This window comes from Microvirga aerilata (assembly GCF_016743775.1).
GTDB lineage: Bacteria > Pseudomonadota > Alphaproteobacteria > Rhizobiales > Beijerinckiaceae > Microvirga > Microvirga aerilata.
Genome location: NZ_JAEQMY010000012.1, coordinates 22,273 through 43,103, shown reverse-complemented (window position 1 = coordinate 43,103; position 20,831 = coordinate 22,273). Strand labels below are relative to the sequence as shown.

The window sequence follows — 20,831 nt, the reverse complement described above, 5'->3', positions numbered from 1 at the left end:
TTGCCCGCATACCGGCAAGAAGCAGCCTATGTTAATCTACAGTGACGGATCGGAGAGCGAACATGGCCAGTTCGGGTTTAAACCCAAATATCCAGTGGGACACTCTGGAGTTCTCAGCCACACCCTTGCAGGGTCGTAGCGGTATTCTGGTCGTCGCTCAATTCAAGACCCAGAAGCAAGATCAAAAAGGTCCTGACGAATACCGCATCAACTTTGAGATAAACCGGCACCATGGTCTCGTATCCCATGACACTGAGGTTCTGGTCACGGCTGCTGGTGGGGATGGTCCACGCTGGCGGTATTCAGGACGGCGCGACCTTGTTGTGGCAGTCAAAGACCGCTTCCTCACCACACAGCTATACGCCCACATGGCACGCCAACTGGGCTGGGTTCCTGACACAAGTGTGCCGCTGAACCATGCACCTTTAGAACCATGAGGCACAGCCATCCGGAACATCGGCCATCCAGCATTGTTTGTCCGTGCCCTCACGTTCCTCCAGTCGTGACGGTTCCCTCTAGATGCCCCCTTCAGCCCTGAGCGTGTCTTGGGGCTTCTCTTTGCTTGGACCTCATAGGATTCCTAGCGATCATGAGCCATCCCAGGGTGCGGGCAACTTCTGAGGCAACTGACTTTGGGTCTGTGCGTTGCCTGCCATCAATGATGCTTGGGGGGTGGCCGATGCCCGACAAGAAGCGTCTTCGCCTATGCAGCTGTATCAGCCTTGTTGTGGCATCCTTCGCGCTGATTGGTGCTATTGTTGCCCAGCCTCTTCTGAGCGCCATGTGGTCCCCACCGATTACCACTGCTCAGCTTCGCTAGGCCACTCAGGTGAGAGACCCTGCTAAAGCCCAGCAGTCTGCTGCGGCCTACCGGCAAGCCCTTGCGAGTGCTGTGTAGATAGAGGATCTCGTTGCCTTGCACTTCGCCATGTTGGCGGACGAGTTGGAGCGCCAAGGTCAATCCGACATCGCTGATATGCTGCAAGAGGCATGCCAACACCATCAAGCCAATAGCATGATGAACCGTGCTCTTATGACGGCTCTAGGTGGATAAAGCCGCAGCAGCTTTGCGCTCTAACTGCTTCGGGAAGGCCAACCTAACCCGGACAGACTTCTTCGTAGTGAGCTGGCCAAGTCTGTCTGTGATCACCCGAGCAACCTCTGGCCCAATGTCCGGGATCTGGTCAATCACGGAAGCCATGGTCTGAAGCTGCTGAAGATTGTCGATGTGCGCGTCCTCCAGAGCCTTCCAGGCGCTCATGGGCAGGAGTAGACCACTGAATGGATCGTCAGGGTTCTTGGAAGGAGCTTGGGACATCAGACTCACCTCCTGATTGGGAGTAGTGTCAGGCCATTATGGCTAGAGATGAACCCCTTCCGATGAACTCCCGGTGAACATCGAAGCAGCCAAGCTCAGGTACATAGGAGCCCTCTCCAGCGTTGAGACAGGACATAGCCATGGAGGCTCTCTATGGACACTCACGACCTCAAGTCTCTCGTGATTCCGCTGATGGCAGTTCTTGGCTTCACCATCCTTGGGGTGCTGGTTGCTGTCTATCTAGGATTCGCGTGGGACTGACCCGCCACAGTCTTAGCTCAGAGCCTTACCTGTTAGCTTTGCATTTTAGGCATGAGACAACGTAAGGTGTCATCTTCAACTAGTATACTAGTATGATAATTGGCTCACGTCTCTGACGGTGATCTTTGGGTAGGTTTTGGCTGAAGCGTAGGCCAATACCCCGTCACCATCCTCAAACTTCATATCTCTCAGTTTCTATTTTGGTCATGAAGTATTGAGACAGTGGTTGTGCGCCTTATCAACTGAGTGGCACCCATGAGAACCTGTTACATCTTCCAATCTGATGCCAACCCCAATCTATGGGGTTTCACTGATGATCCTTCGGGCGACAAGCTGCCCACCGAGAGCGGCCCCTGGACACCTGTGAAACAGGTCAATCCCGAGGAGCGGTGGACCTATGGCGTCGGTCGCGCCATCGTTTCAGCGGGGATACTTGAGAACGGCTTCCTTGTATGGGAGGCAGGCAACCAAACGGGCAGCAGCGAGGCAGCCGAGTTTCACCCCGTGATCGAGAGTGATCGTGTGGAGGGCACGGCTGTGTTCAACCAACAGGGCAGACAGATCGGCACGATCAAGCGGCTTCTGATCGAGAAGGTGAGTGGGCGTGTCCTCTATGTGGACGTGACGTTTGGCGGCTTCCTCGGCATCGGTGTTCACCACCGCACCATCCCATGGGATAAGCTCACCTATGCCAAAGACCTTGAGGGCTACCGCACTGATGTAACCGAAGAGCAGGTGCAAAAGGCCCCAGTCTTCTATGGTGATGACGAGGTCTGGCCTGATCGCAAGCGTCAGCAGGAGATGAGGGACTATTGGCACGACTACCCAAGAGGACCAGTCTAACCTCATGCGGGAGTTGCCTATAGCTACGGGAAGGAGTTGATGCTGGCAGGATAGTTATCGCACAAGCGCCTGAACTGATTGTAGGCAGCCGCCAATGTAATCCTTAGGAGTCCATTACAGGATAGGCTTCCTTAGTTACACTATCATAGCCATGCCGACTTATGACGTTTACGTCTTGGACAACTTTCGCCGACTGAAATATCCGCGCGGCTTGAATGTTCCGAGCTTGGACGCGGCGCACGGTATTGCGCTGAGGATGGCGCGAGTGTTCATCGGACTTAGATCGCCCAAAGGTTACCTACCAGTAGCAGAGCGCGACTTCCTGATTGAGGTTGTTGACGAGGATGGTCGAGCCGTTCTTCTGGTGCCGGGGCGGTGGATATGCCCGCGCCCAAATCGCGTCTGGTAACATTGAACGAACGATCATCTCAAATTCAAATCGGGCTCAGTAACGGCTTTCCACTCGCTGTCTCGCGCCCCTACAGCCACCGATCAAGCGCAAACGCAGTCTCGACGCTCTGATCCTGATGGTTGCTCTTCCAGTCAGAAGCCAGCGCCAGTGAGTGAGATAGGAGTCAATCTCGGGCTTACGTTTGGAAAGCACGGTCAATCATCATCAGCTATGCTCTTCCACTCAGCGACCTCCTCTGCTGTAGCCTTCCGTTTGCTGACTAGATCAGCAAGCAAAATAACAGAGAATGAAGCGCTTTGTAGTGCAGTCGTGATGAAGCCGTGCTGATCCAGTTCAAAAAGTCGGATGGTCAGCCTATTCGGCTGCTCTGAGTCATACTCGATATCAAACGAATGGTAGGAACTGTTCTGTCGGTCTTCCACCGCAACGGGAATGTTAAGTGAAACTACTCGGTCATCAGGTCCGGAAAACCCAAGGCGCGCTTCAGGAATGGCGAAATTGGTCATGTTGTTATCAGTTAGCTTCAAATGTTGGCGGGATAAGACTGGAAAAGGAATGGCAGGTTAGCTGAGCTGGCTCTTCAACGATTTGTGGCGAAAAGAAGTTTCGCCATGAAAATTGCACGATTTAGTCGGGGTGGAAAGATAAAAGATAACAGGAGAAGCGCCTGATAGTTTTCTTATTATAGGAAAAACCGCAAGTAGTTCCGGCTTATCTTACGATCTGCGTACCCCAGAATAGCATCAGGCGCAGGAAGTCTTTTTAGAACAATGTAAAGACCAGTACTCCGAGAAGCTGTTAAGCTGAAGTCCTCTCTGCTGGGAGAGGGTTCATGGTGATATGACCGATCTGATCTGCCTTGAGGCATTTTGCGAGGCTTCACTCGATCTTGAGAAAGCTCAACTCAAGTACCGTCAGGCTGCCGTTGATCTGGCGCGTATCCGCGAAGAGCTAGAGCAAGCACTGGTTCATGCCTACAGGGAGCAGGCATTCGGTCCACTTGATCCCCTGTTCTCTAAGGAGGAGGCCGCACTTGCTCTGTTTGAGCAAGCAGAGGCTAAACTCACGGTTGCTGAGGAGCGATGGTGCGCCCTGAGGGTCGCTTTAGCTTACGAGAGGGAGTTGATGCAGGTAGCGCATCTTGCTCAGAAGCGACTGAACTGAGTTGTTAACAGATCGAGAAGTAATACCTATGAGAGGATTGATGGCTTGAAGTGCTTGGCTGATATTCCTTATCGTCATGCCCCAGTACACTCTGTTCATTTCCAATCATCAACGCCGGATTAGATATCCCAAAACTTATGACCTGCCCGGTGTCGAAGTTGCCCGTCAGGTCGCATTGAGAGTGGCTCGGGTCTTCGTTGAGGTTGTTCCATACTGGAATGATCTGTCCCCTGACCAGCAGGATGACTTCGCGGTTGAGATCGACGATGAGGGCGGCCAAACCATTCTGATCGTGCCTTTCAGGGAAGCGCAGGAGCCTGACCCCACTAGAAACTCCGATTAGAGAAAAGGAGCCCCACCAAGTCGCTCGACTGATGGGGCTGGCGAGTTCAGGAAGGAACATCCTCAGCTTAACAAACCCTTAGATAAGTCCATGCGGAAACGCACTTATACCCAATGGCGGAACCCGGATTGGCCTGCTTCAATTAATTTTACATGACCGGGCATCAACTCTGTGTCGGCGTTCATTGCACGTTTGGGTCTGCGTCAATGCAAGGCCTAATGACGGACCAGCTAATGCCGTCATAAGAATGGAGGAACATCATGACAAAGTATGTGTTCAAGATCGGTCAGGTCGTACAGGCTAGAGGAACCTCGCCAAAGCTTCCAGCTGGCTAGTTCAGGGTTCTTCGCCATCTCATGCCGACACCGTCCGGGGTTCCACGCTATTGTGTAAAGAGCGCCACAGAAACGACTGAGCGTGTGGCTGAGCAGGACCAAATAGAGCCAGTTGCCCGATAGGCATGATACGCAAAGCTTCGTCCGCGGGACTGGCGGAAGGCTTAGCCCCTAGTTTCTGAGCTTCGTTGATCCCTTTAATGAGCTTAGGAGCCTGATGGTATAATCCTCCCTTCAGGCTCTTTCTTTTGACCTGTTGCCGACCGTAGCCCTCGTCAATTTCTCAGCCACCTTCTCCGGCCTTAGGTGAGTGTATCGGCTCAGCATTGGAGCGTCTCTTTGTTCACCAAGCCGTCCCTTCTGGATGAGGAGGGCTGCCATTGTGATTACTCTTCTAGCCTGGAGCTTGATAAACCCTGTTACCGGACCAACCTTGATCTCTGAACAACATGGCTCCATTTGGCGTACAAGGGTAAGCAGGTAAATGTCTGGGGAGGCAGCGAAAGGCCGCAATCAGTTTTTGACCGTCCTCATCTGCAAGAACCCTTTGCTCCATGCAGGGCTCAAGCATCTCTTGGCGAACACCCGCTTCACCGTATCTGACAGAGTGTTTGATGAGACCTTACCTTGGCGACACCACCTCGGTACACAACCTGCTCTGTTCATCGTAGATGCCAACAACTCTTCCGAGGAGTCGCTAAAGATCATCAATCTTCTGAAGGTCCGACAGACCGAGGCACGGGTCGTCGCTGTCGCCGATCACTTCGACATTAACTTCGTGCGACTAGGAATCGACGCTGGTATCCATGGTTTCTGTCTGACAGCAAATGACCCTGAGGTTCTGATTAAATCGCTTGAGTTGGTCATGATGGGCGGGAGCACCCTACCCGTAACGTTGGCCCGTTCGCTGCTGAACGAGATCGGTTTGAACACTGAGCCGGATCAGGAGAGGTCGATGGCAGAGGCATTGCCTGTTGATCTGGGGACGCACAAACTCTCAAATCGGGAAGCAGAGATCCTGAGGTGCATCATGCGTGGTGAACCGAACAAGGTCATTGCGCGCAAGCTTGATGTTGCTGAGGCGACGATCAAAGTTCACGTCAAAGCGATCCTGCGCAAGGTCGGAGTTGCCAATCGCACCCAAGCTGCCATGTGGGCCAGCGAAAATCTTATCCGGGGGCCAACCTCCTCAGGACCTAAGTCGTAAGGTCCTTTGACTGGAAATGGGATCACATGTTTGCGGCACTCTCCGGAAGAAAGTTTCCTTTTGGAGAACGGTCGAAAACTGAAGGGTTAGATGAGTCCTAGGCACGGACGTTGCGTTGTTTCTGTGCCTAGGGTCTCATCGTTCCCTTGAAATACCTAGGCTGCTTCAGTACACCGACTAGAAGGCTCTCTCGCTGAGAACCCTAGGTTCCCTCGCCTGGGGCTTTCTTTATGCGTACCGGATCGCCGGTATTTAGAGTTGCAGCGGGTGAACAGCGACACTTGCGCATCGGGTAGAAAGGAGCAAGGTGGAGCGCGCTTTCGGGCAACTTTGGTATAAGACCTAGCTACGCGCGGTAGTCACGCCCTCAAAAAGACTGCTCTCGCAGACATATCCAACGCGAGCGGCCAACTCGATCAAAGCCCTGAACAGCAATCTGCCGCCGCCGCTTACCTCCCACACCAAGAATAACTGATTGCTTTGAGGTCAGGTACTCCAACACGCTTTCCGCCGCTGGTCCTGAGCCGATCATCTCCCTGAATTGCACAGGGTCAATGGCGATGAACGCACCATGCTCCCGATCAGTCCGCTTAAAGCCCCATGCCTGATTCTTCAGATTTGTTGGTAATGCATCTCCCTTTTCGACCTTAGGAAAGCGCCTTTCATCTTTGACAGCTTCGCGTAGGCGTTGGAGCAGACTTGCAGTTCTCTCTTCGACCGAGAGCGCCGACCGGCGGGCAAGGCGATACACTCGAACCACGCAACGCTTCGCGTGTTCCTTATCTACCGGCGCGACGCCGAACCCAGCAGCCAAGATCAGGGCTGCTGCAATCAGCCCAAACTTGCTCGCGAATCGCCTTTCCCACGCATCTGTATCGGCATGTACATGCTTTATGAAAGCAGCCACGATGTTCCCGATCCGCTCCTTCAAAGCATCTCGTTGGGCAGCAAGCTTCTCAGCAAACACCCTGATCGCCACTCCATGGTTGTCCGCAATTGTGTCCTCCACGAGTGCAGCTAAACGGGCTGCCTCCCTCCTCTTCTTCTCTGGGCTGCCTTCGACCAAGTTGAAGATCCCGCCAGTCTCCCGGCCTGGGATTTCAATATCAATATGGCGGACCTTCTCTCCTGCAACCCGCCTATCACCGGGCTGATCGTCAAGTGGCGTTTCGCCCGATGACAGTGCAAACAATTTCCAAGTCAGGTTGGCTAGGCCGGAGTCCTGTGCGGCCTTCACGGACCGCATCATGCCTCGCCCGCTTGGGACCGTGAAGGCGATAACCCTACGCCGTTCCCGCCGCTGATGCTGGCTGCCTTTGTTGCGACCTTCCTCATCGAATACCACCGCAAGGTCGTTGCGGGCAAAGCACAACTCCTCCAAGGCTCGGTCCGTAATATCGAAAGTTGCGAGATCTGATTTCCGTGCGCGGCCAAACACAGACTGAAGTGCCCGACCTGTCAAACTCTTGCCGCCCGACGACTCGCCCCGAAGGTGCAGGATAGCTCCTTCGTCCTCTCCGGCAAGTTCAAGGAGCGCGCCAGCAAATGGAAGCCCAATCCCGACCGTTAGAATGTCGGAGTTTAGGCAAGGTTCGCGAAGACCATTAAGCCAGGACTCTAGATCGCCGCTTGTAAGGCCGAGGCACTCATCGACTGACGAGTTGGCAAGGAGACGAAGCTGTTTTGTGCTCTTGACTGTCGTCCAGCCCCGCCCGAGAAATCCTTGTTCGTGCCAACCGCCTCGGCGAGTAGTTGCAACTTCGTGCTCTGGTGGTTGCTTCAGTGCGTCTGTCACGAAACCAACGGCAGATTGTGGATCATTGGGAAGGAGGGCTCCTGCATTCAAGAGGTCTTTGACAACATCACCTGGTCTGCCGAGCGCAGCCCGCGGAACCAGCAGGCTCTCGGACCCTCCTCCTACTTTGCGAAATTTTAGTTCTAAGGCGTACTTGTTCTGGTCTATGTCGTGGACGAGTGCCGTGACCCGCACATTAGGTATAAGGGCTAGTGTTTTGTTGTGCAGACCTGTGTTGGCGCGCGCGCGATTTTTGTGGTTCATCATTGTCTCTGTTCCTTGATTGAGAAGTGCTATAGGGGTGGTGCAACTGCTCACCTGCTCACCTGCTCACCTGAAATGGATCGCTGATATCAGCGGCGAGTGGTTGACAGGATCGGCGCCGACCAACGTGCAGTTCACACCGTTTTCTATCGATTTTTGTTGTTTAACGGGCTTCCAGCGGCTGATAACAAGCTAATTCCTGCCTTTTACGGATTTCACTGATTTTGCTTGTCATGGATTGAGCTTCGTGATCGGTCTGATCATCGGTCCGTGGTTCGTTCGCACAATGCGTGCCCCACGCATGAACAGTCGTGCATTGAGGCCCGCCTGATCCAGTGCGATCATAAGCTCGATTTGCTGTTCGACACGCAGCGGACGGTGGCGAGTGTTTTGACAGGCATGTTGTGAGCCATTGTCACTGGCTTCCCGGTCATAGGTCATGCGGCGGTTGAATTTGGATTTGATGGCGTATGCCAATGCCGCACGGTTGCCGTTCCATTTCAGGATTTTGACTGGACGACGTGTGGTGTGAGTCGGTGGAAAGACTGCCAGCAGATTTGCTTTGGATTTCCGTGCTTCGTGCCGAGGGATTAGCACCCACAGCTGGGGTTGGTAGTACGGCGTGAACTCGTCGGCTTCGTGCTCGTTGGCGCTAAAATCCAAGCCGCCGACAGCAATGGTGATGCCCGCCTTCTCCATGGCCTTTCTCACGCGGTTGGCCATGGCTGGTAGGACTTCAGGTCCGAATTGCCCGATGGGCATTCCTTGATCAGGTGGAACCAGCGATAGGATGCTGACATCCTGCCCGAGTTCCTTGAGAAAGCTGAAGCTCGAAGCCACAAACCATCGCTGCAGGATCCGTAGGCACTCGGGACAAGCACCGCTCATACAGCGACTGAGCCGATGGCAGATTTCCAATCGATTGGCTAGGACCAGTGCGGCTGGGTTGTGTTTACTAGCGCGTCGGAGTTGGTCAATCAGTTCGTACCGTTGCTGCTCTGCGTCCTCGGCTGTCTGGCAAGACTTTTGGAACCTGCCGACCTTCCAGTGCGGAGGACCATTCCCTTCGTAGCGCCCTGAGGCGATCATCTCACAGATCAAGGGCGACGCTTGGGTTGGGTCATAGGTGTAGCGGCGGTTAAACAGCATGGCCAACCTCCTCACGCAGCAGTCGGAGAGGGCAGGTAGATGTGGGCCACGGGCGGATGGCAGTGGGCTGGCCAATGGACGGCAAGAAATCGGGTTCGGGCATGGGTGTGATCCTGGGCAAGGTGCTCCCGCTCGTCGGCCATGCGAAATGGCTGACGTGTGAGCGGTTGTGGCTGTGAAATGGCGGCTGGCGCCGCTGTGCTTACTTTACTGAAATGGCTTTTCGCTGCTGCGCCAGTCCAACCGGCGCAAGTGCGCGGAGCTGCTTGTTAAGCGTGTTGTCAGCCATCAGTTTCTGCCGCTTACGAAGTGTTCGGGCCACGGTCAGGCAGGCGCTGGGCCGCCTCCCATTCCTCAAGATCGCGGAGCCACCAGTAACGCCGTCCGTTGACCACCAGGGGCTTGGGGAATTGCAGACGGGGGTCGCGGAGCCAACGCCATAAGGTCATGTCCGAGATGCCGCCAAAGCGGTGCCGGAGCCGAGGGGCTGTGATAAGGTAGTCAAGCGGGTTCATCGGTGGCCCTCACTGTCACAAAGCGCGATCCCGTGAGGAGGAGCGACTGAAAATCGTAGTGTCAGAGATACCGATGTTGATCGGCGGCACAGGGCACGACCGATGGAATTCCCGAGCCGATGTTTGCTCAGAGCAGTCCGAAGCCGTGGCGGCCTCAAAAGGCGAGCCTGCATCGCAGGACAGGTTATAAAGACGATAATAGTTTTGTCTGTCACGCCTAGAGCCTCCAAATCCATTTGAAGGCCAAGACAACTCACGTTGCCGCAGCCTTTAAATGTTCGGTTCCTCCTAAGGCGTCGCGCACCGTGTTTTGGCACAGTGCGTGGTGTCCCAAACCTTCACCACGATGGCAGTTGAACACAGGCTAGCGCGTGATGCAAGAGCGGTCACATCAGGCCTCTGCGTCGTGATATTGGTGTTGTTCACGACTTTGGCCTCTGGGCCTCCATTCAAGGCTGAGGGCAATTCTTTCATCTGCTGTGGTGAACCTACGATCCGAATCATGATCGCGGTGCCCCAAGAGGCGCGGTGCCCGTTCAAAATGGATGATGAGGAGAGGCGAAGGCGTCGGATAGAGAGGACTTCCTGCAGATGATTTGGGCCGTCACAAGCGATGTGTGCTGACGCGGCTGAAATCGACTGGCAACTGCTCCGGCTAGCGGCCCGGGTGAAGTTCACGTTGGTGTGGTCTCGCATCGGCTTCAAGTCAAGGGTTGGAACCTCAACATGATCGGAGGCCATGAGGGCGTTATGAAAGGCAAGCCGTTCACCCGTGCCTTAGCGGTTCTCCCGATGAGACAGAGGCCTCAGAGGCGGCAGCGCTGGTTGCCCCTAAATGAGGGAGCTGTCGCGGCGGACCGGCAAGGGCCTCGATGAACCGGCCCCAAGCTTCCAGCGCGTGCCGCTTTTCGACCAGATAGGAGTAGCGGTTGTAGATGGCAGCAACGCCGCTGATCGTGCCGTTGGTGTGGTTCAGGACTGCCTCTACGACATGTGGCGGATGACCCAGCCGGGCCAAGCCAGAGGCGAGCGTGCGTCGCAGGTCGTGCAGTCGCCACTCCGGCAGGATGATCGCATCCGGGTCCCCGCCGCGCGCCTGAGCCTCCGCGCGGGCACATTCCAGCATCAGCCGGTCGAGGCGGGCCTTGGCCTTGGAGTAGCCTGAGACGGCATGTTCGCCGGTGGTCGTGAACAGGTAGCCCGGTCGCCCTGCGACCGGCAACAAGCTGGCCATGACGGTTTGGGCCGCTGTGCTGAGCGGCACGTCGTGAGCAATGCCGTTCTTGGTGCGTTCGCGCGGGATCGTCCAGAGGTCAGGCTGCCTGAGTTCGTTGCGGCGTGCCTTGGCCACCTCATCGCGCCGCTGACCCGTGAGCAGGAGAAAGCGCGTGAAGGGGCCAAACGGCCAGCCTAGGCGCTCGCTGGCCATCCAAAGCCAGCGCAGCTCATCCTCGCTTAGCACCCGGTCGCGGCTCGTTTCGGCATGGGGTGCGCGCACGCGCATGCAGGGCGAGGCGTCCAGCACAGAGCGCTCGATCAGCCAATTGAAGAACTTGCGGACGGCGGCGAACGTACGATTGGCGGTCGTGGGGGAGCCGCGATCCATGAGCGCATCAAGCAGGGCGACCACGTCAGCGCGCGTGATGTCCTGCACCCGTCGGTTGCCCCACAGCGGGCGCACCTCGCGCTCTAGCAGGCGTTCGACCTCGCCCGCGTAGCGGGGACGGCCCTTGAGTCTGACGTGCCGGGCCAGGAACGCGTCGAGCTGGTCTGAAATAAGGTCGCTGGCGCCGTCGTCGGCAACTGCCGTAGCACCAGGAGCCTGTCGCTTGTCCGCCGCCGGATCCTCTCCGGCTTGGGCAGCCTTCAGAGCGGCGCGGGCGCGTTCCCGGGCAATGGCTAGGGTGAGGGCAGGGTAGGGGCCAAGCGTCAGCTTGCGGGTCTGGCCGTTGCGGCGATAGCGCACCGCCCATGACCGTGCGCCGCTCGGCTGAATGATGAGGTAGAGGCCCGGCAACAGCCCGTCGGGCACCTCCAGCCGCTTGGCGGGATTGGGCTTGAGCTTATCGACGCTTTGCGCCGTGAGGGGGCGGGCCATGCCGTCTGGTGCTCTCGTCGGGGTAACACAGGGGTAACGGATACGGGCCGTTACGCCCTGTTATCCAATGTGACGATCTTGGCTTAACACTGGACTTAGTGCAAGGAAACAAGAGACTTTTTTGGCCCTGATATGGGAGGAACTGATTGGCTCCGTTAAGGCTGTTCTCCAGATTGCGGATCTGGGGGCTCTTTGCATGGGCAGGGTGGCATGGAAGGGAGCGCTCGTTGGCTTTGTGCCGACTGACCAGAGCGTGTTCACTTGTCGGCGCGTGATGTCCTGAACTGGTTCGAGCGTCTGGAGGGGTCGCCAAACACCATTTGCGCGATTCAAGAAGTCTGCACAGGGAGCGAAGACTATATCTGAAGATACTCTATCTGAAGCTACTCTTTGGAATTGAATTGCCTCATCCTATCATAAGAGCCAAATCGGCAGAATAACGTTTTAGCATGGAACGTACCGTTCCTGCCTGTTCGATATGTCAGCTATTGATTCTACTGTGGCGAAGCGGGCGACTGCCAAGCACTTGCCCACGCCTTGGGGAGGCCACGCTCGGATCATGCTAAATACCAGATGATGGAGCCACGCGACTAAAAGTTGGCGGACTGGTATGATCAACCTGAACCTGACTTCACGGAGAAAGCGGGCTGCACGGCTTCAGAAGCCAACAAGCATAGGCGCTGTCCTTGCATGATCCAGCACCGCTCGAGCCGAAAGATTTGGGGCGTCCCAGGCCTAGAAGTTTTTCGGTTCGATGCCCGAAGACGCGCCGGTTCGCACGAAGCAACTCCTCATCGTCCGGTCGCCGCTCCAGTCAGCCTGTGCGACAAACCAGTATCAGACCAATTGCTGATTGGTTTAGCGGTGGTTTGCATTAAGATCATCAGTGCGCATGGTTTTGAACAGAAAGTTCGCCACGCTATGCGCTGGCAGAACAGTTGGTTCCGTTTGGTGTCCGATGTCCCAACCAGAGTCATTGCCTAATAGCTCGAACCTTGCCCTGGTGCGGCTTCGGGCTCTGCTTGAGGAGGGCTCCTTCGAGGAGGGGCAACGGCTCCCACCGGAGCGTGTTCTGGCCACGCAAATTGGTATCAGCCGACAGGCCCTGAGGCGGGCTCTCGAGGTCCTGGAAACCGAGGGACGGATCTGGCGCCATCAAGGAAAAGGGACATTCCTCGGCCCGCGTCCAGTTCAGCCCCACCCGAGCTTGGAAGAACTGACCGAGCGCACCAATCCCCTCGAGGTCATGGATGTCCGTCTCGAGATCGAGCCGGCCCTCGCGCGAATGGCGGCGCTGCGGGCCTCGAACGGCGACGTCCAGCGCCTGTTGCGCCTTGCCGACAGGGTCACGTCCAGCGCTGACGCGGACAGTCGCGAGCTCTGGGACAGCGCTCTGCACCGGACGATTGCGGAGATTGCCGGTAACAGCCTGCTGCTGGCGATTTTCGAGATGGTCGATCGTATCCGGCAGGACAAGACTTGGCTGCTTCTGCGCGAACGCGCTCGCTCCGGCGAGCGGCAGCGGCTGATCGCTGAGCAGCACCGCCGGGTTATCACCGCCATTGGACAGCGCGAGGCCCATGCCGCAGAGCAAGCCATGCGCGAGCACCTGCAACTCGTCCGTGACGGCATTCTCCAGACCATGACGAGCCCCCTATCCTATGATGGCTGGGCTTCGTCGGGAACAACCATTTCTCCTGAATATCAAGAAAGAACTCCAATATGGAGTGTGAAGCAGCGTGGCCGGCGATGAACTCTCCAGATGGCGTGGGACCAAAATCGTTCCTGCGCCCAGCGCGGGGCAATAAGCAAGCATCACTGTCGGCCGGGCAGGATCAATCGGGAACGCCAAGGAAAGTCTCAGTTGATGCGAGAGCCTGCGATGTTGCCTCTGATGAGCGGCAAGTTTTGCATAGGGGTCAGTAAGGATGAATGAGCAAACGATAACTCCGAATGACATCGAAGCAGCAGAGCGCCTCTTAGGGATTGTCTATACATCGCAAGAGCGAAGCCAAATGGCGGGCAATCTGGAGGGTCAGATCACCTCAGCCCGTGCCCGCCGAGCGGTGCCGCTCGCCAATTCTACGCCGATGGCTAGCCGTTTCGATCCCCGGCTCTCCACCTTCCGCATGCCCGCCCCCCTGGGCCCGCTGCGCTTCAGTGCCCCCGGGCCGACGTCCGTCCCGCGAGACGACTCCGACATCGCTTTTGCGCCGGTGACGCAGCTTTCTGCCTGGATTGCCTCGGGCGCTCTGACCAGCCGCAGATTGACAGAGATCTACCTCGCCCGGATTGAGGCGCTCGGACCTAAGCTTGAATGTTTAGCGATGGTGACGCCTGAACTTGCACGGGCCGAGGCGGACGCAGCGGATGCGCTGCTGCGGGCTGGCGTCAATCTTGGGCCGCTCCACGGTATTCCTTATGGGCTCAAGGATTTGTTTGACACCAAGGGTATTGTCACCGGCTGGGGAGCGGAGCCGTTCCGGGAGCGGGTGCCTGAGAACGATGCGACCATCGTTCGTAAGCTGCGCGCGGCCGGCGCGGTCCTGCTTGGCAAGACAACCGTCGGCGCCCTGGCGTACAACGACATCTGGTATGGCGGGCGCACCCGCAATCCCTGGAACCTCAACGAAGGATCGAGTGGATCGAGCGCCGGGTCGGCTTCGGCCACGGCCGCAGGGCTGTGTGCTTTTGCGATCGGTACGGAGACGCTGGGCTCCATCACATCGCCGAGTCAACGCTGCGGCACTACCGGCTTGCGCCCGACCTTCGGCCGGGTCTCGCGCGCGGGCGGTATGGCGCTCTGCTGGTCGCTCGACAAGGTAGGGCCGATCTGCCGATCAGTCGAGGACACCGCCATTGTGCTGGCTGCCCTCAATGGCCCTGATCTCGCGGATCGCTCGTCCATTGATGCGCCATTTCATTTCGATGCGAACGCGGACTTTGCGGGGATGCGGCTCGGCTACCTGCCTGAGGCATTTGGTGAGGGAGCCAACGCAGTCGACCATGCGGCACTTGAGGCCGTGCGCCGCCTCGGGATCGAGGTTGTCGAAGTCTCACTGCCCGATCTGCCCTACGGTTCGCTGATGAACATCCTCTATGCTGAGGCCGCCGCCGCCTTCGAGGAGCTGACGCTGACCGATCTCGACGACACCCTGACCTGGCAGGACGAGGGCGCATGGCCCAACACCTTCCGCAAGGCGCGGTTTCTCTCGGCTGTGGACCACGTCCAGCTCGACCGGCTGCGCTATCAGGTGATGCTGGCGCTAGACGGCCTCTTCTCCCAAGTTGATGCGCTGATCGGGCCGTTCATGACCGGCCCGATGCTGATCGCAAGCAACTTCACCGGCCATCCATGCTTACACCTGCGCGCTGGCTTCCTTGATGTTGGCACCCGCAGCGATGCCTCCCTCGGTGAGGGCAAGCTTACGACAGGCGAACCTGACGCAGCGGGACCGACGTTCAGGGTGCCGCAGGGTATCTCGATCTGGGGGCGGCTTTTCGAGGAGGGGTCCATCCTGAACTTGGGAATGGCCCTTGAGCGCGAGTTCGGTGTGGCCGCGCTCAGGCCTGGTCTTCCGTCCTGACCAAGCTGATCCGGGAGCGTCGTCCCGGCGGCAGGCTCCCTGGAGACACGCTCCCTGGAGAGGAGCAGGCCGAAGATCAGAGATTAACGATAAGAAGCCCGCGGCCACCGTCTGCCGGAGCCAGTGGGACAGCTCACAACACGATTAGCTCGCGCCCACAGCGCACAGTGAATCAGAGGGATCAGATGAAACGCAGAGACTTTCTGAAATCCACCGCAGCCGTTATCGGGGGAGCCGGCTTCCTCGGGACGCTGCACCCGGCCACCCTCACGGCTCAGGACGCGCCAAAACGCGGCGGCACCCTGATCTGGGGCCATTCGGAGACCACACAGAACCTCGACATCCACCAGACCGGGACAGCCTCTACCCTGCGGGTGCTGCAGAACGTGCATGCCCCGATCGTGACAGTCGATCAGAACCTCAAGGTGATCCCGAACCTCGCCGAAAAGTACGAGCAGAGCGACGATGGGTTGACCTACACCTTTCGCCTGCGACCCGGCGTCAAGTTCCACAACGGCAAGACCATGACCTCTGCTGATGTGAAGTACTCGTTTGAGCGCTGCAAGAACCCGGCCACTGGCGCGGTCAACTTCGAGGTCTTCAACAACGTCGCGGCCATCGAGACGCCGGATGACCTGACCGTGGTCGTGAAGATGTCCAAGGTCAACGCTCCCTTTCTCAGTCGCCTCGCGGAGAACGGAGCAGGCGCCATCATGCCGGAGGGATCGGGCGAGGCGCAGGCCAATACGCCGATCGGCGCAGGCCCCTTCAAGTTCGTGCGACGCGAGTTCGGCCACGAGGTCGAACTGCAGCGCTTCGATGACTACTGGGACGGGCCTGCCTACCTCGAGCGCGTGATCGCCCGCGAGGTGACCGAGCCCACGGTGCGCCTGACCGGACTTCGCACAGGCGAGCTCCACATGATCAACGATATTCCAGCGGACCGGATTGAGGAGATCAAAAGCAACTCCAAACTCCAGGTCCGGACCTGGTTCCCGCTCAACTGGGATTTCGTTAACTTCAATCATGAGTTCGAACCCTTCAAGGATAAGCGGGTTCGCCTGGCCTTCGACCTGCTCATCGATAAGGAGCAGTTGCTTCAGGGAGCCCTCTGGGGCCAGGGCAAGCTCACGGCCACCCCGAGCTACCCAACCTCAACTTCCCGCAACGCGGCGCTGAGCAACCGGCCTCAGGACATTCAGAAAGCCAAGGCGCTCCTAGCCGAAGCAGGCTACGGTCCTGGAAAGCTCAAAGTCGTCTTCAAAACAACTACAAACTATCCTTACCACATTGAGGCTGCCCAGATTATGGTCGAGTGGTTCCGCGAAGCGGGCGTCCAGATGACCATTGAGCAGCTGACCTGGAGTGATTGGCTGAGCCAAGTCTGGACCAACAAGGACTTCCAAGTCAGTATGATGAACTTCTTCACGTTGTGGGAGCCTGACTTCCTCTACTACAGCGAATGGCATTCAACGGGCGCCTTCAACTACCGCAAGATCAAGGATCCGGTCTTGGACGAACTTCTTGAGAAGGCACGCGTCACGACCGATCCTGCAGCGCGGGATGATATTTACAAGCAGGTGCAGCAGCGCATTTTCGATGAGGTTCACGATGTCATCCTGTGGTTCCGGAACGGCTCAATTGGGGCGCAGCCGTCGGTTGGTGGAATTGACACGATCGTTCATCCGAACGGCAGCAACCTGAACTTTCATAAGGTTTGGCTGCGGGCCTAACCTGCGCAAAGGCCGGCGCGCAACGGCGCGCCGGCTCCGTTTGTTTTGGGACGCGGCCCTGTTGGATACACCTCATGACCTATATCCTGAACCGATTGCTCTCGATCGTCCTCACCCTCTTCCTGATCTCGGTGATCACGTTTGGGGTCACAAACATACTTCCAGGCGACGTTGCCACGATGATCATGGGCACCCAGAGCAACCCCGCGGCGCTGGCCGGGCTGCGCGAGTCGCTCGGCCTCAATGATCCCGTTATCATGCGGTACGGCCGCTGGATCGGCGGGTTGCTGACCGGAGACTGGGGGCACTCACTGGTGTTCAAGCAGCCGATCGCGGAACTCCTGATCCAGAAAATCAAGGCGAGTTCTCTCATCGTCATCATGTCGATGGTCATTGCACTCGCATGTGCGGTTCCGCTCGGGGTATGGGCTGCCGTCCATCGCAACCGATGGCAGGATACAGTCAGCAGCAGCAGCGCCCTGCTCGGGATCAGCTTACCCGATTTCTTCTGGGGCATCGTCATGATCCTGCTGTTTGCCCGAACGCTCGGCTGGTTCCCTTCGAGCGGCTTTGCCGATCCGGCTCAAGAATTCGGGCGTGCTCTGATGCACGCCTTTTTGCCCGCTCTTGCGCTCGGCCTTGGCCTGATGGCGCATCTCACCCGCATGACACGATCCACCATGACGGGAATTCTCGAACAGGAGTTCATCCGGGTCAGCCGCGCCAAGGGGCTCGCTGAGCGAACGGTGGTTTGGCGTTACGCGCTGGCGAATGCAATCGGACCCGTAATGACCGTCGCTGGGCTCCAGGTCGGCTATCTCTTCGGGAGCATCATTGTGGTTGAAACGCTATTCAATTATACCGGCATGGGTTGGCTCACCTATCAGGCTCTGCTGAACCGCGACGTGCCCCTGATCCAGGCAACCGTCTTTGTCATCGCTGCAGTAGTGATGTTGACCAACCTGATCGTCGATCTGCTTTATCTGCTCGTCGATCCTCGCATCCGGCTGGGGTAGGCGCAGTGAAACGGTTTCTCACTCCTAAGGGCCTCATCGGACTCTCGTTGGTTCTAGCGATCCTTTTGATTGCGATCCTGGCGCCTCTGCTGATTCCCGCCGATCTCGCGACGCGGATGACCATGACCGCTCGGCTCCGCCCCCCTTCGGCGGATTACTTGCTCGGCACAGACCAACTGGGACGCAGCCTGTTCTACCGCGTAATGCTTGGCGCTAACACTTCGCTGATGATCGCCGGGGCCGCCGTTGCGATGAGCGTACTCCTCGGACTTCCACTTGGCATCATCTCAGGCTACTATCGCGGGCATGTTGATAACGTGCTGATGCGGCTTGTCGATACTCTGTTGAGCTTCCCGGCCCTGCTGCTGGCACTAACCATCAGTGCAATGCTCGGCCCGAACCTGCCAAACACGATCATTGCCATCGGCATAGCATTCACACCCTTCCTCGCCCGGATTATTCGAGGCGAGGCGCTGCGGGTGGCACAGATGCCCTATGTCGAGGCGGCTCGAGCTGCGGGCACGAACGACCTGCAGATGATCCTCCGGCATATCTTGCCAAACATCATGCCGCCAATCATCGTTCAGGCGACGATCAGCCTCGCCTTCGCCATCCTGGCTGAAGCTGGTTTGTCCTTCCTCGGCCTCGGAACACAGCCTCCGCAATCCTCCTGGGGCCTGATGATCCAGGCCTCGCGTGACTACCTCGATATTGCTCCCTGGACAGCGCTGGTGCCTGGAGCAGCAGTGGCCCTGACGGTGCTCGGTCTCAACATGTTCGGAGACACTCTAAGGGATGTCCTGGATCCGCGGACCAAGTAGTGGCGCCGATGACTGGAACTGAAGGAAAGTTTGAGATGCTCGACAGGAAATCTGAGACGCTCAATACTGCAAGCAACCATAGCGCCCAGCCACTGGTATCCGTCGAAAACCTGCGCGTTGAGTTCGACACAGATGACGGCATTGTCGTTGGCGTCGAAAATGTCAGCTTCTCAATCATGCCGGGTGAGACCGTGTGCGTGGTCGGTGAGTCGGGATCAGGAAAGTCCGTCACCTCGCTTTCGCTCATGCGGCTGGTCGAATTCGGCGGCGGGCGCATCACGAAGGGGAGTCTGCGGTTCAATCGAGCAAGCGGCGAGATGATGGACGTTGTCCATGCGGACACTGCGCTCATGCAGGAGATCCGTGGCAACGAAATTGGCATGATCTTTCAGGAGCCGATGACGTCCCTCAATCCAGTCTTTACCATTGAACGCCAGCTGACCGATGGCCTCAGGATCCACAAAGGTTTGAGCCAGGAAGCGGCGCGTGCCATGGCCCTGGAACTCCTGAAGAGCGTGCGAATTCCCGAGCCAGAGCGGCGGCTCAAGCAGTATCCACACGAGCTCTCAGGGGGTATGCGGCAGCGGGTGGTGATCGCAATGGCAATGGCGTGCGAGCCGCGGCTTCTGATCGCTGACGAGCCAACCACCGCTCTTGACGTTACGATCCAGGCTGAAATCCTTGCCCTGATCGACCGGCTCAAGCGAGAGAATGGGATGGCGGTCCTGTTCATCACACATGACATGGCAGTCGTGGCGCAGATGGCCGACAGGGTCGTGGTGATGTACCGCGGCAACGTTGTCGAGCAGGGAACAGTGGATCAGATTTTTGAGACGCCCCGCGAGGAGTACACGAGGGCTCTGCTTGCAGCCGTGCCGAAGCTTGGCGAGATGCGCGGCAAAGCGGCACCGGAGCCGATGCGCATCCTCGGTGCTGAGCCGACTCCCCCAATCCAGCCGAGCGTCGCTCAGGACCTTGACCGCGAGGTGCTGCTCAATGTGAAGAACCTGACCACGCGCTTCCCTGTGAAGGGTGGTGTGCTGCGCCGAACGGTTGCGAACGTCCATGCTGTGGAGGATGTGAGCTTTTCACTCAAGGTGGGAGAGACACTGTCGCTTGTCGGCGAGACAGGCTGCGGAAAGTCGTCTTGTGGGAGATCAATCCTCCGGCTGATCGAAGCCTACACGGGAGAAATCTGGCTTGATGGCCAGGACATCCGAAAGCTCGGCGCCACCGAGCTGCGCCAGGCGCGCCGGAATATGCAAATGATCTTCCAGGATCCCTTCGCCTCTCTCAATCCCTTTCGGCGGCTTCAGGATCAGGTCGCTGAGCCGCTGCTGAACTTCCATCTCACATCCGGCAGGGAACTTGAGGATAGGGTCGCCCATCTTTTTGACAGGGTAGAACTGCCGCGCAGCTTCCTGCGCCGCTACCCGCATGAGCTCTCCGGCGGGCAGCGCCAGCGTGTTGCGATTGCTCGGGCAATTGCAACTAATCCTAAACTCATCGTCGCGGACGAAGCGGTGTCGGCATTGGATGTTTCCGTGCAAGCGCAAGTCTTGAACCTCTTGATGGAACTCCAAGCCGATCTTGGATTGTCCTTCCTGTTCATCAGCCATGATATGGCCGTGGTCGAGCGGGTTTCGCACTCCGTCGGGGTGATGTATCTTGGTCGCATTGTCGAACTCGGGCCACGGCAGGCCGTCTTCGAGGATCCGCGTCATCCCTACACGAAATCCCTCATGCTGGCCGTGCCGATCGCGGATCCGCGGCAGCGCCGTATGCACGAAAACCTGAAGTTTAAGCCTGTTCCCTCGCCCATATTCCCGCTGGGACATGAACCAGAGCGTTCGGCCTATGATGAGGTCGCGCCAGGCCATTACGTCCTCCGCCCCTCCTGAGGGCACGGCGGCACTTGGCTACGATGAAAGCTTGGCCAATACGGCCCAGCAGGACAGGGCTCTTTCAAA

Annotated in this window: 18 protein-coding genes; 11 read left to right on the top strand and 7 right to left on the bottom strand. The window is 57.6% G+C overall.

The window, feature by feature from the left end:
- Positions 1–62: 62 nt before the first annotated feature.
- Complete coding sequence (locus JKG68_RS10625) at positions 63–437, top strand: hypothetical protein (RefSeq protein WP_202059091.1); 375 nt, start codon at positions 63–65, stop codon at positions 435–437.
- A 605-nt stretch (positions 438–1,042) separates the two neighbouring features.
- Here the strand turns inward: JKG68_RS10625 and JKG68_RS10620 are convergent.
- Positions 1,043–1,318, bottom strand: a complete 276-nt coding sequence (locus JKG68_RS10620) for a hypothetical protein (RefSeq protein ID WP_202059089.1) — start codon at positions 1,316–1,318, stop codon at positions 1,043–1,045.
- Positions 1,319–1,834: 516 nt separating this feature from the next.
- On the opposite strand from JKG68_RS10620, the gene JKG68_RS10615 reads away from it, so the two are divergent.
- Positions 1,835–2,422, top strand: a complete 588-nt coding sequence (locus JKG68_RS10615) for a PRC-barrel domain-containing protein (RefSeq protein ID WP_202059088.1) — start codon at positions 1,835–1,837, stop codon at positions 2,420–2,422.
- A gap of 151 nt (positions 2,423–2,573) precedes the next feature.
- Positions 2,574–2,831 carry a DUF6894 family protein gene (locus JKG68_RS34690; protein WP_376773132.1) on the top strand — a complete coding sequence of 86 codons (258 nt, stop codon included), beginning with the start codon at positions 2,574–2,576 and terminating at the stop codon, positions 2,829–2,831.
- A 197-nt stretch (positions 2,832–3,028) separates the two neighbouring features.
- On the opposite strand, the gene JKG68_RS10610 is transcribed toward JKG68_RS34690, so the two are convergent.
- Positions 3,029–3,340 carry a hypothetical protein gene (locus JKG68_RS10610; protein ID WP_202059087.1) on the bottom strand — a complete coding sequence of 104 codons (312 nt, stop codon included), beginning with the start codon at positions 3,338–3,340 and terminating at the stop codon, positions 3,029–3,031.
- A gap of 334 nt (positions 3,341–3,674) precedes the next feature.
- Here JKG68_RS10610 and JKG68_RS10605 point away from each other — a divergent pair, with 334 nt between their 5' ends.
- A complete protein-coding gene (locus tag JKG68_RS10605) occupies positions 3,675–3,998 on the top strand; it encodes an HlyD family secretion protein (RefSeq protein WP_202059086.1) in 324 nt (107 codons plus the stop codon).
- 4 nt (positions 3,999–4,002) lie between these two features.
- Here the strand turns inward: JKG68_RS10605 and JKG68_RS35140 are convergent, their stop codons facing one another.
- Positions 4,003–4,401, bottom strand: coding sequence for a hypothetical protein (locus JKG68_RS35140; protein ID WP_202059085.1), 399 nt, complete (start codon positions 4,399–4,401; stop codon positions 4,003–4,005).
- A 759-nt stretch (positions 4,402–5,160) separates the two neighbouring features.
- On the opposite strand from JKG68_RS35140, the gene JKG68_RS10595 reads away from it, so the two are divergent.
- The gene (locus JKG68_RS10595) at positions 5,161–5,883 is read left to right on the top strand and encodes a LuxR C-terminal-related transcriptional regulator (RefSeq protein ID WP_202059083.1); all 723 of its coding nucleotides are present in this window, start codon (positions 5,161–5,163) and stop codon (positions 5,881–5,883) included.
- Positions 5,884–6,250: 367 nt separating this feature from the next.
- On the opposite strand, the gene JKG68_RS10590 is transcribed toward JKG68_RS10595, so the two are convergent.
- The 4 genes from JKG68_RS10590 to JKG68_RS10575 all read right to left on the bottom strand — a co-directional run bounded on the left by JKG68_RS10590 (position 6,251) and on the right by JKG68_RS10575 (position 11,704).
- Positions 6,251–7,945 carry a DUF927 domain-containing protein gene (locus JKG68_RS10590; protein WP_202059081.1) on the bottom strand — a complete coding sequence of 565 codons (1,695 nt, stop codon included), beginning with the start codon at positions 7,943–7,945 and terminating at the stop codon, positions 6,251–6,253.
- Positions 7,946–8,173: 228 nt separating this feature from the next.
- Positions 8,174–9,091, bottom strand: a complete 918-nt coding sequence (locus tag JKG68_RS10585; protein WP_202059079.1) for a hypothetical protein — start codon at positions 9,089–9,091, stop codon at positions 8,174–8,176.
- Positions 9,092–9,393: 302 nt separating this feature from the next.
- Positions 9,394–9,606: a helix-turn-helix transcriptional regulator gene (locus JKG68_RS10580; protein ID WP_202059077.1), complete on the bottom strand. Its 213-nt coding sequence runs from the start codon at positions 9,604–9,606 to the stop codon at positions 9,394–9,396.
- 766 nt (positions 9,607–10,372) lie between these two features.
- Positions 10,373–11,704 (bottom strand): tyrosine-type recombinase/integrase, encoded by a 1,332-nt coding sequence (locus JKG68_RS10575; protein ID WP_202059075.1) that lies wholly within the window; start codon positions 11,702–11,704, stop codon positions 10,373–10,375.
- 958 nt (positions 11,705–12,662) lie between these two features.
- Between JKG68_RS10575 and JKG68_RS10570 the strand changes: the two genes are divergently transcribed.
- The 6 genes from JKG68_RS10570 to JKG68_RS10545 all read left to right on the top strand — a co-directional run bounded on the left by JKG68_RS10570 (position 12,663) and on the right by JKG68_RS10545 (position 20,762).
- A complete protein-coding gene (locus JKG68_RS10570) occupies positions 12,663–13,457 on the top strand; it encodes a FadR/GntR family transcriptional regulator (protein WP_202059073.1) in 795 nt (264 codons plus the stop codon).
- A 262-nt stretch (positions 13,458–13,719) separates the two neighbouring features.
- Positions 13,720–15,291 (top strand): amidase, encoded by a 1,572-nt coding sequence (locus tag JKG68_RS10565; protein ID WP_202059071.1) that lies wholly within the window; start codon positions 13,720–13,722, stop codon positions 15,289–15,291.
- Between the two features lie 185 nt (positions 15,292–15,476).
- Positions 15,477–17,024, top strand: a complete 1,548-nt coding sequence (locus JKG68_RS10560) for an ABC transporter substrate-binding protein (RefSeq protein ID WP_202059069.1) — start codon at positions 15,477–15,479, stop codon at positions 17,022–17,024.
- Positions 17,025–17,098: 74 nt separating this feature from the next.
- Complete coding sequence (locus JKG68_RS10555; RefSeq protein ID WP_202059067.1) at positions 17,099–18,040, top strand: ABC transporter permease; 942 nt, start codon at positions 17,099–17,101, stop codon at positions 18,038–18,040.
- A 65-nt stretch (positions 18,041–18,105) separates the two neighbouring features.
- Positions 18,106–18,861 (top strand): ABC transporter permease, encoded by a 756-nt coding sequence (locus JKG68_RS10550; protein WP_202059065.1) that lies wholly within the window; start codon positions 18,106–18,108, stop codon positions 18,859–18,861.
- Positions 18,862–18,896: 35 nt separating this feature from the next.
- Complete coding sequence (locus tag JKG68_RS10545; RefSeq protein ID WP_202059063.1) at positions 18,897–20,762, top strand: ABC transporter ATP-binding protein; 1,866 nt, start codon at positions 18,897–18,899, stop codon at positions 20,760–20,762.
- Positions 20,763–20,831: the final 69 nt, after the last annotated feature.

Excerpts from the sequence above, each read along its gene's own strand:
- JKG68_RS10555 (WP_202059067.1), top strand. The coding sequence starts at position 17,099 with ATGACCTATATCCTGAACCGATTGCTCTCGATCGTCCTCACCCTCTTC.
- JKG68_RS34690 (WP_376773132.1), top strand. The coding sequence starts at position 2,574 with ATGCCGACTTATGACGTTTACGTCTTGGACAACTTTCGCCGACTGAAA.
- JKG68_RS10620 (WP_202059089.1), bottom strand. The coding sequence starts at position 1,318 with ATGTCCCAAGCTCCTTCCAAGAACCCTGACGATCCATTCAGTGGTCTA.
- JKG68_RS10625 (WP_202059091.1), top strand. The coding sequence starts at position 63 with ATGGCCAGTTCGGGTTTAAACCCAAATATCCAGTGGGACACTCTGGAG.
- JKG68_RS35140 (WP_202059085.1), bottom strand. The coding sequence starts at position 4,401 with ATGTTCCTTCCTGAACTCGCCAGCCCCATCAGTCGAGCGACTTGGTGG.
- JKG68_RS10565 (WP_202059071.1), top strand. The coding sequence starts at position 13,720 with ATGGCGGGCAATCTGGAGGGTCAGATCACCTCAGCCCGTGCCCGCCGA.
- JKG68_RS10545 (WP_202059063.1), top strand. The coding sequence starts at position 18,897 with ATGCTCGACAGGAAATCTGAGACGCTCAATACTGCAAGCAACCATAGC.
- JKG68_RS10615 (WP_202059088.1), top strand. The coding sequence starts at position 1,835 with ATGAGAACCTGTTACATCTTCCAATCTGATGCCAACCCCAATCTATGG.
- JKG68_RS10610 (WP_202059087.1), bottom strand. The coding sequence starts at position 3,340 with ATGACCAATTTCGCCATTCCTGAAGCGCGCCTTGGGTTTTCCGGACCT.
- JKG68_RS10585 (WP_202059079.1), bottom strand. The coding sequence starts at position 9,091 with ATGCTGTTTAACCGCCGCTACACCTATGACCCAACCCAAGCGTCGCCC.
- JKG68_RS10580 (WP_202059077.1), bottom strand. The coding sequence starts at position 9,606 with ATGAACCCGCTTGACTACCTTATCACAGCCCCTCGGCTCCGGCACCGC.
- JKG68_RS10560 (WP_202059069.1), top strand. The coding sequence starts at position 15,477 with ATGAAACGCAGAGACTTTCTGAAATCCACCGCAGCCGTTATCGGGGGA.
- JKG68_RS10570 (WP_202059073.1), top strand. The coding sequence starts at position 12,663 with ATGTCCCAACCAGAGTCATTGCCTAATAGCTCGAACCTTGCCCTGGTG.
- JKG68_RS10595 (WP_202059083.1), top strand. The coding sequence starts at position 5,161 with ATGTCTGGGGAGGCAGCGAAAGGCCGCAATCAGTTTTTGACCGTCCTC.
- JKG68_RS10590 (WP_202059081.1), bottom strand. The coding sequence starts at position 7,945 with ATGATGAACCACAAAAATCGCGCGCGCGCCAACACAGGTCTGCACAAC.
- JKG68_RS10605 (WP_202059086.1), top strand. The coding sequence starts at position 3,675 with ATGACCGATCTGATCTGCCTTGAGGCATTTTGCGAGGCTTCACTCGAT.
- JKG68_RS10575 (WP_202059075.1), bottom strand. The coding sequence starts at position 11,704 with ATGGCCCGCCCCCTCACGGCGCAAAGCGTCGATAAGCTCAAGCCCAAT.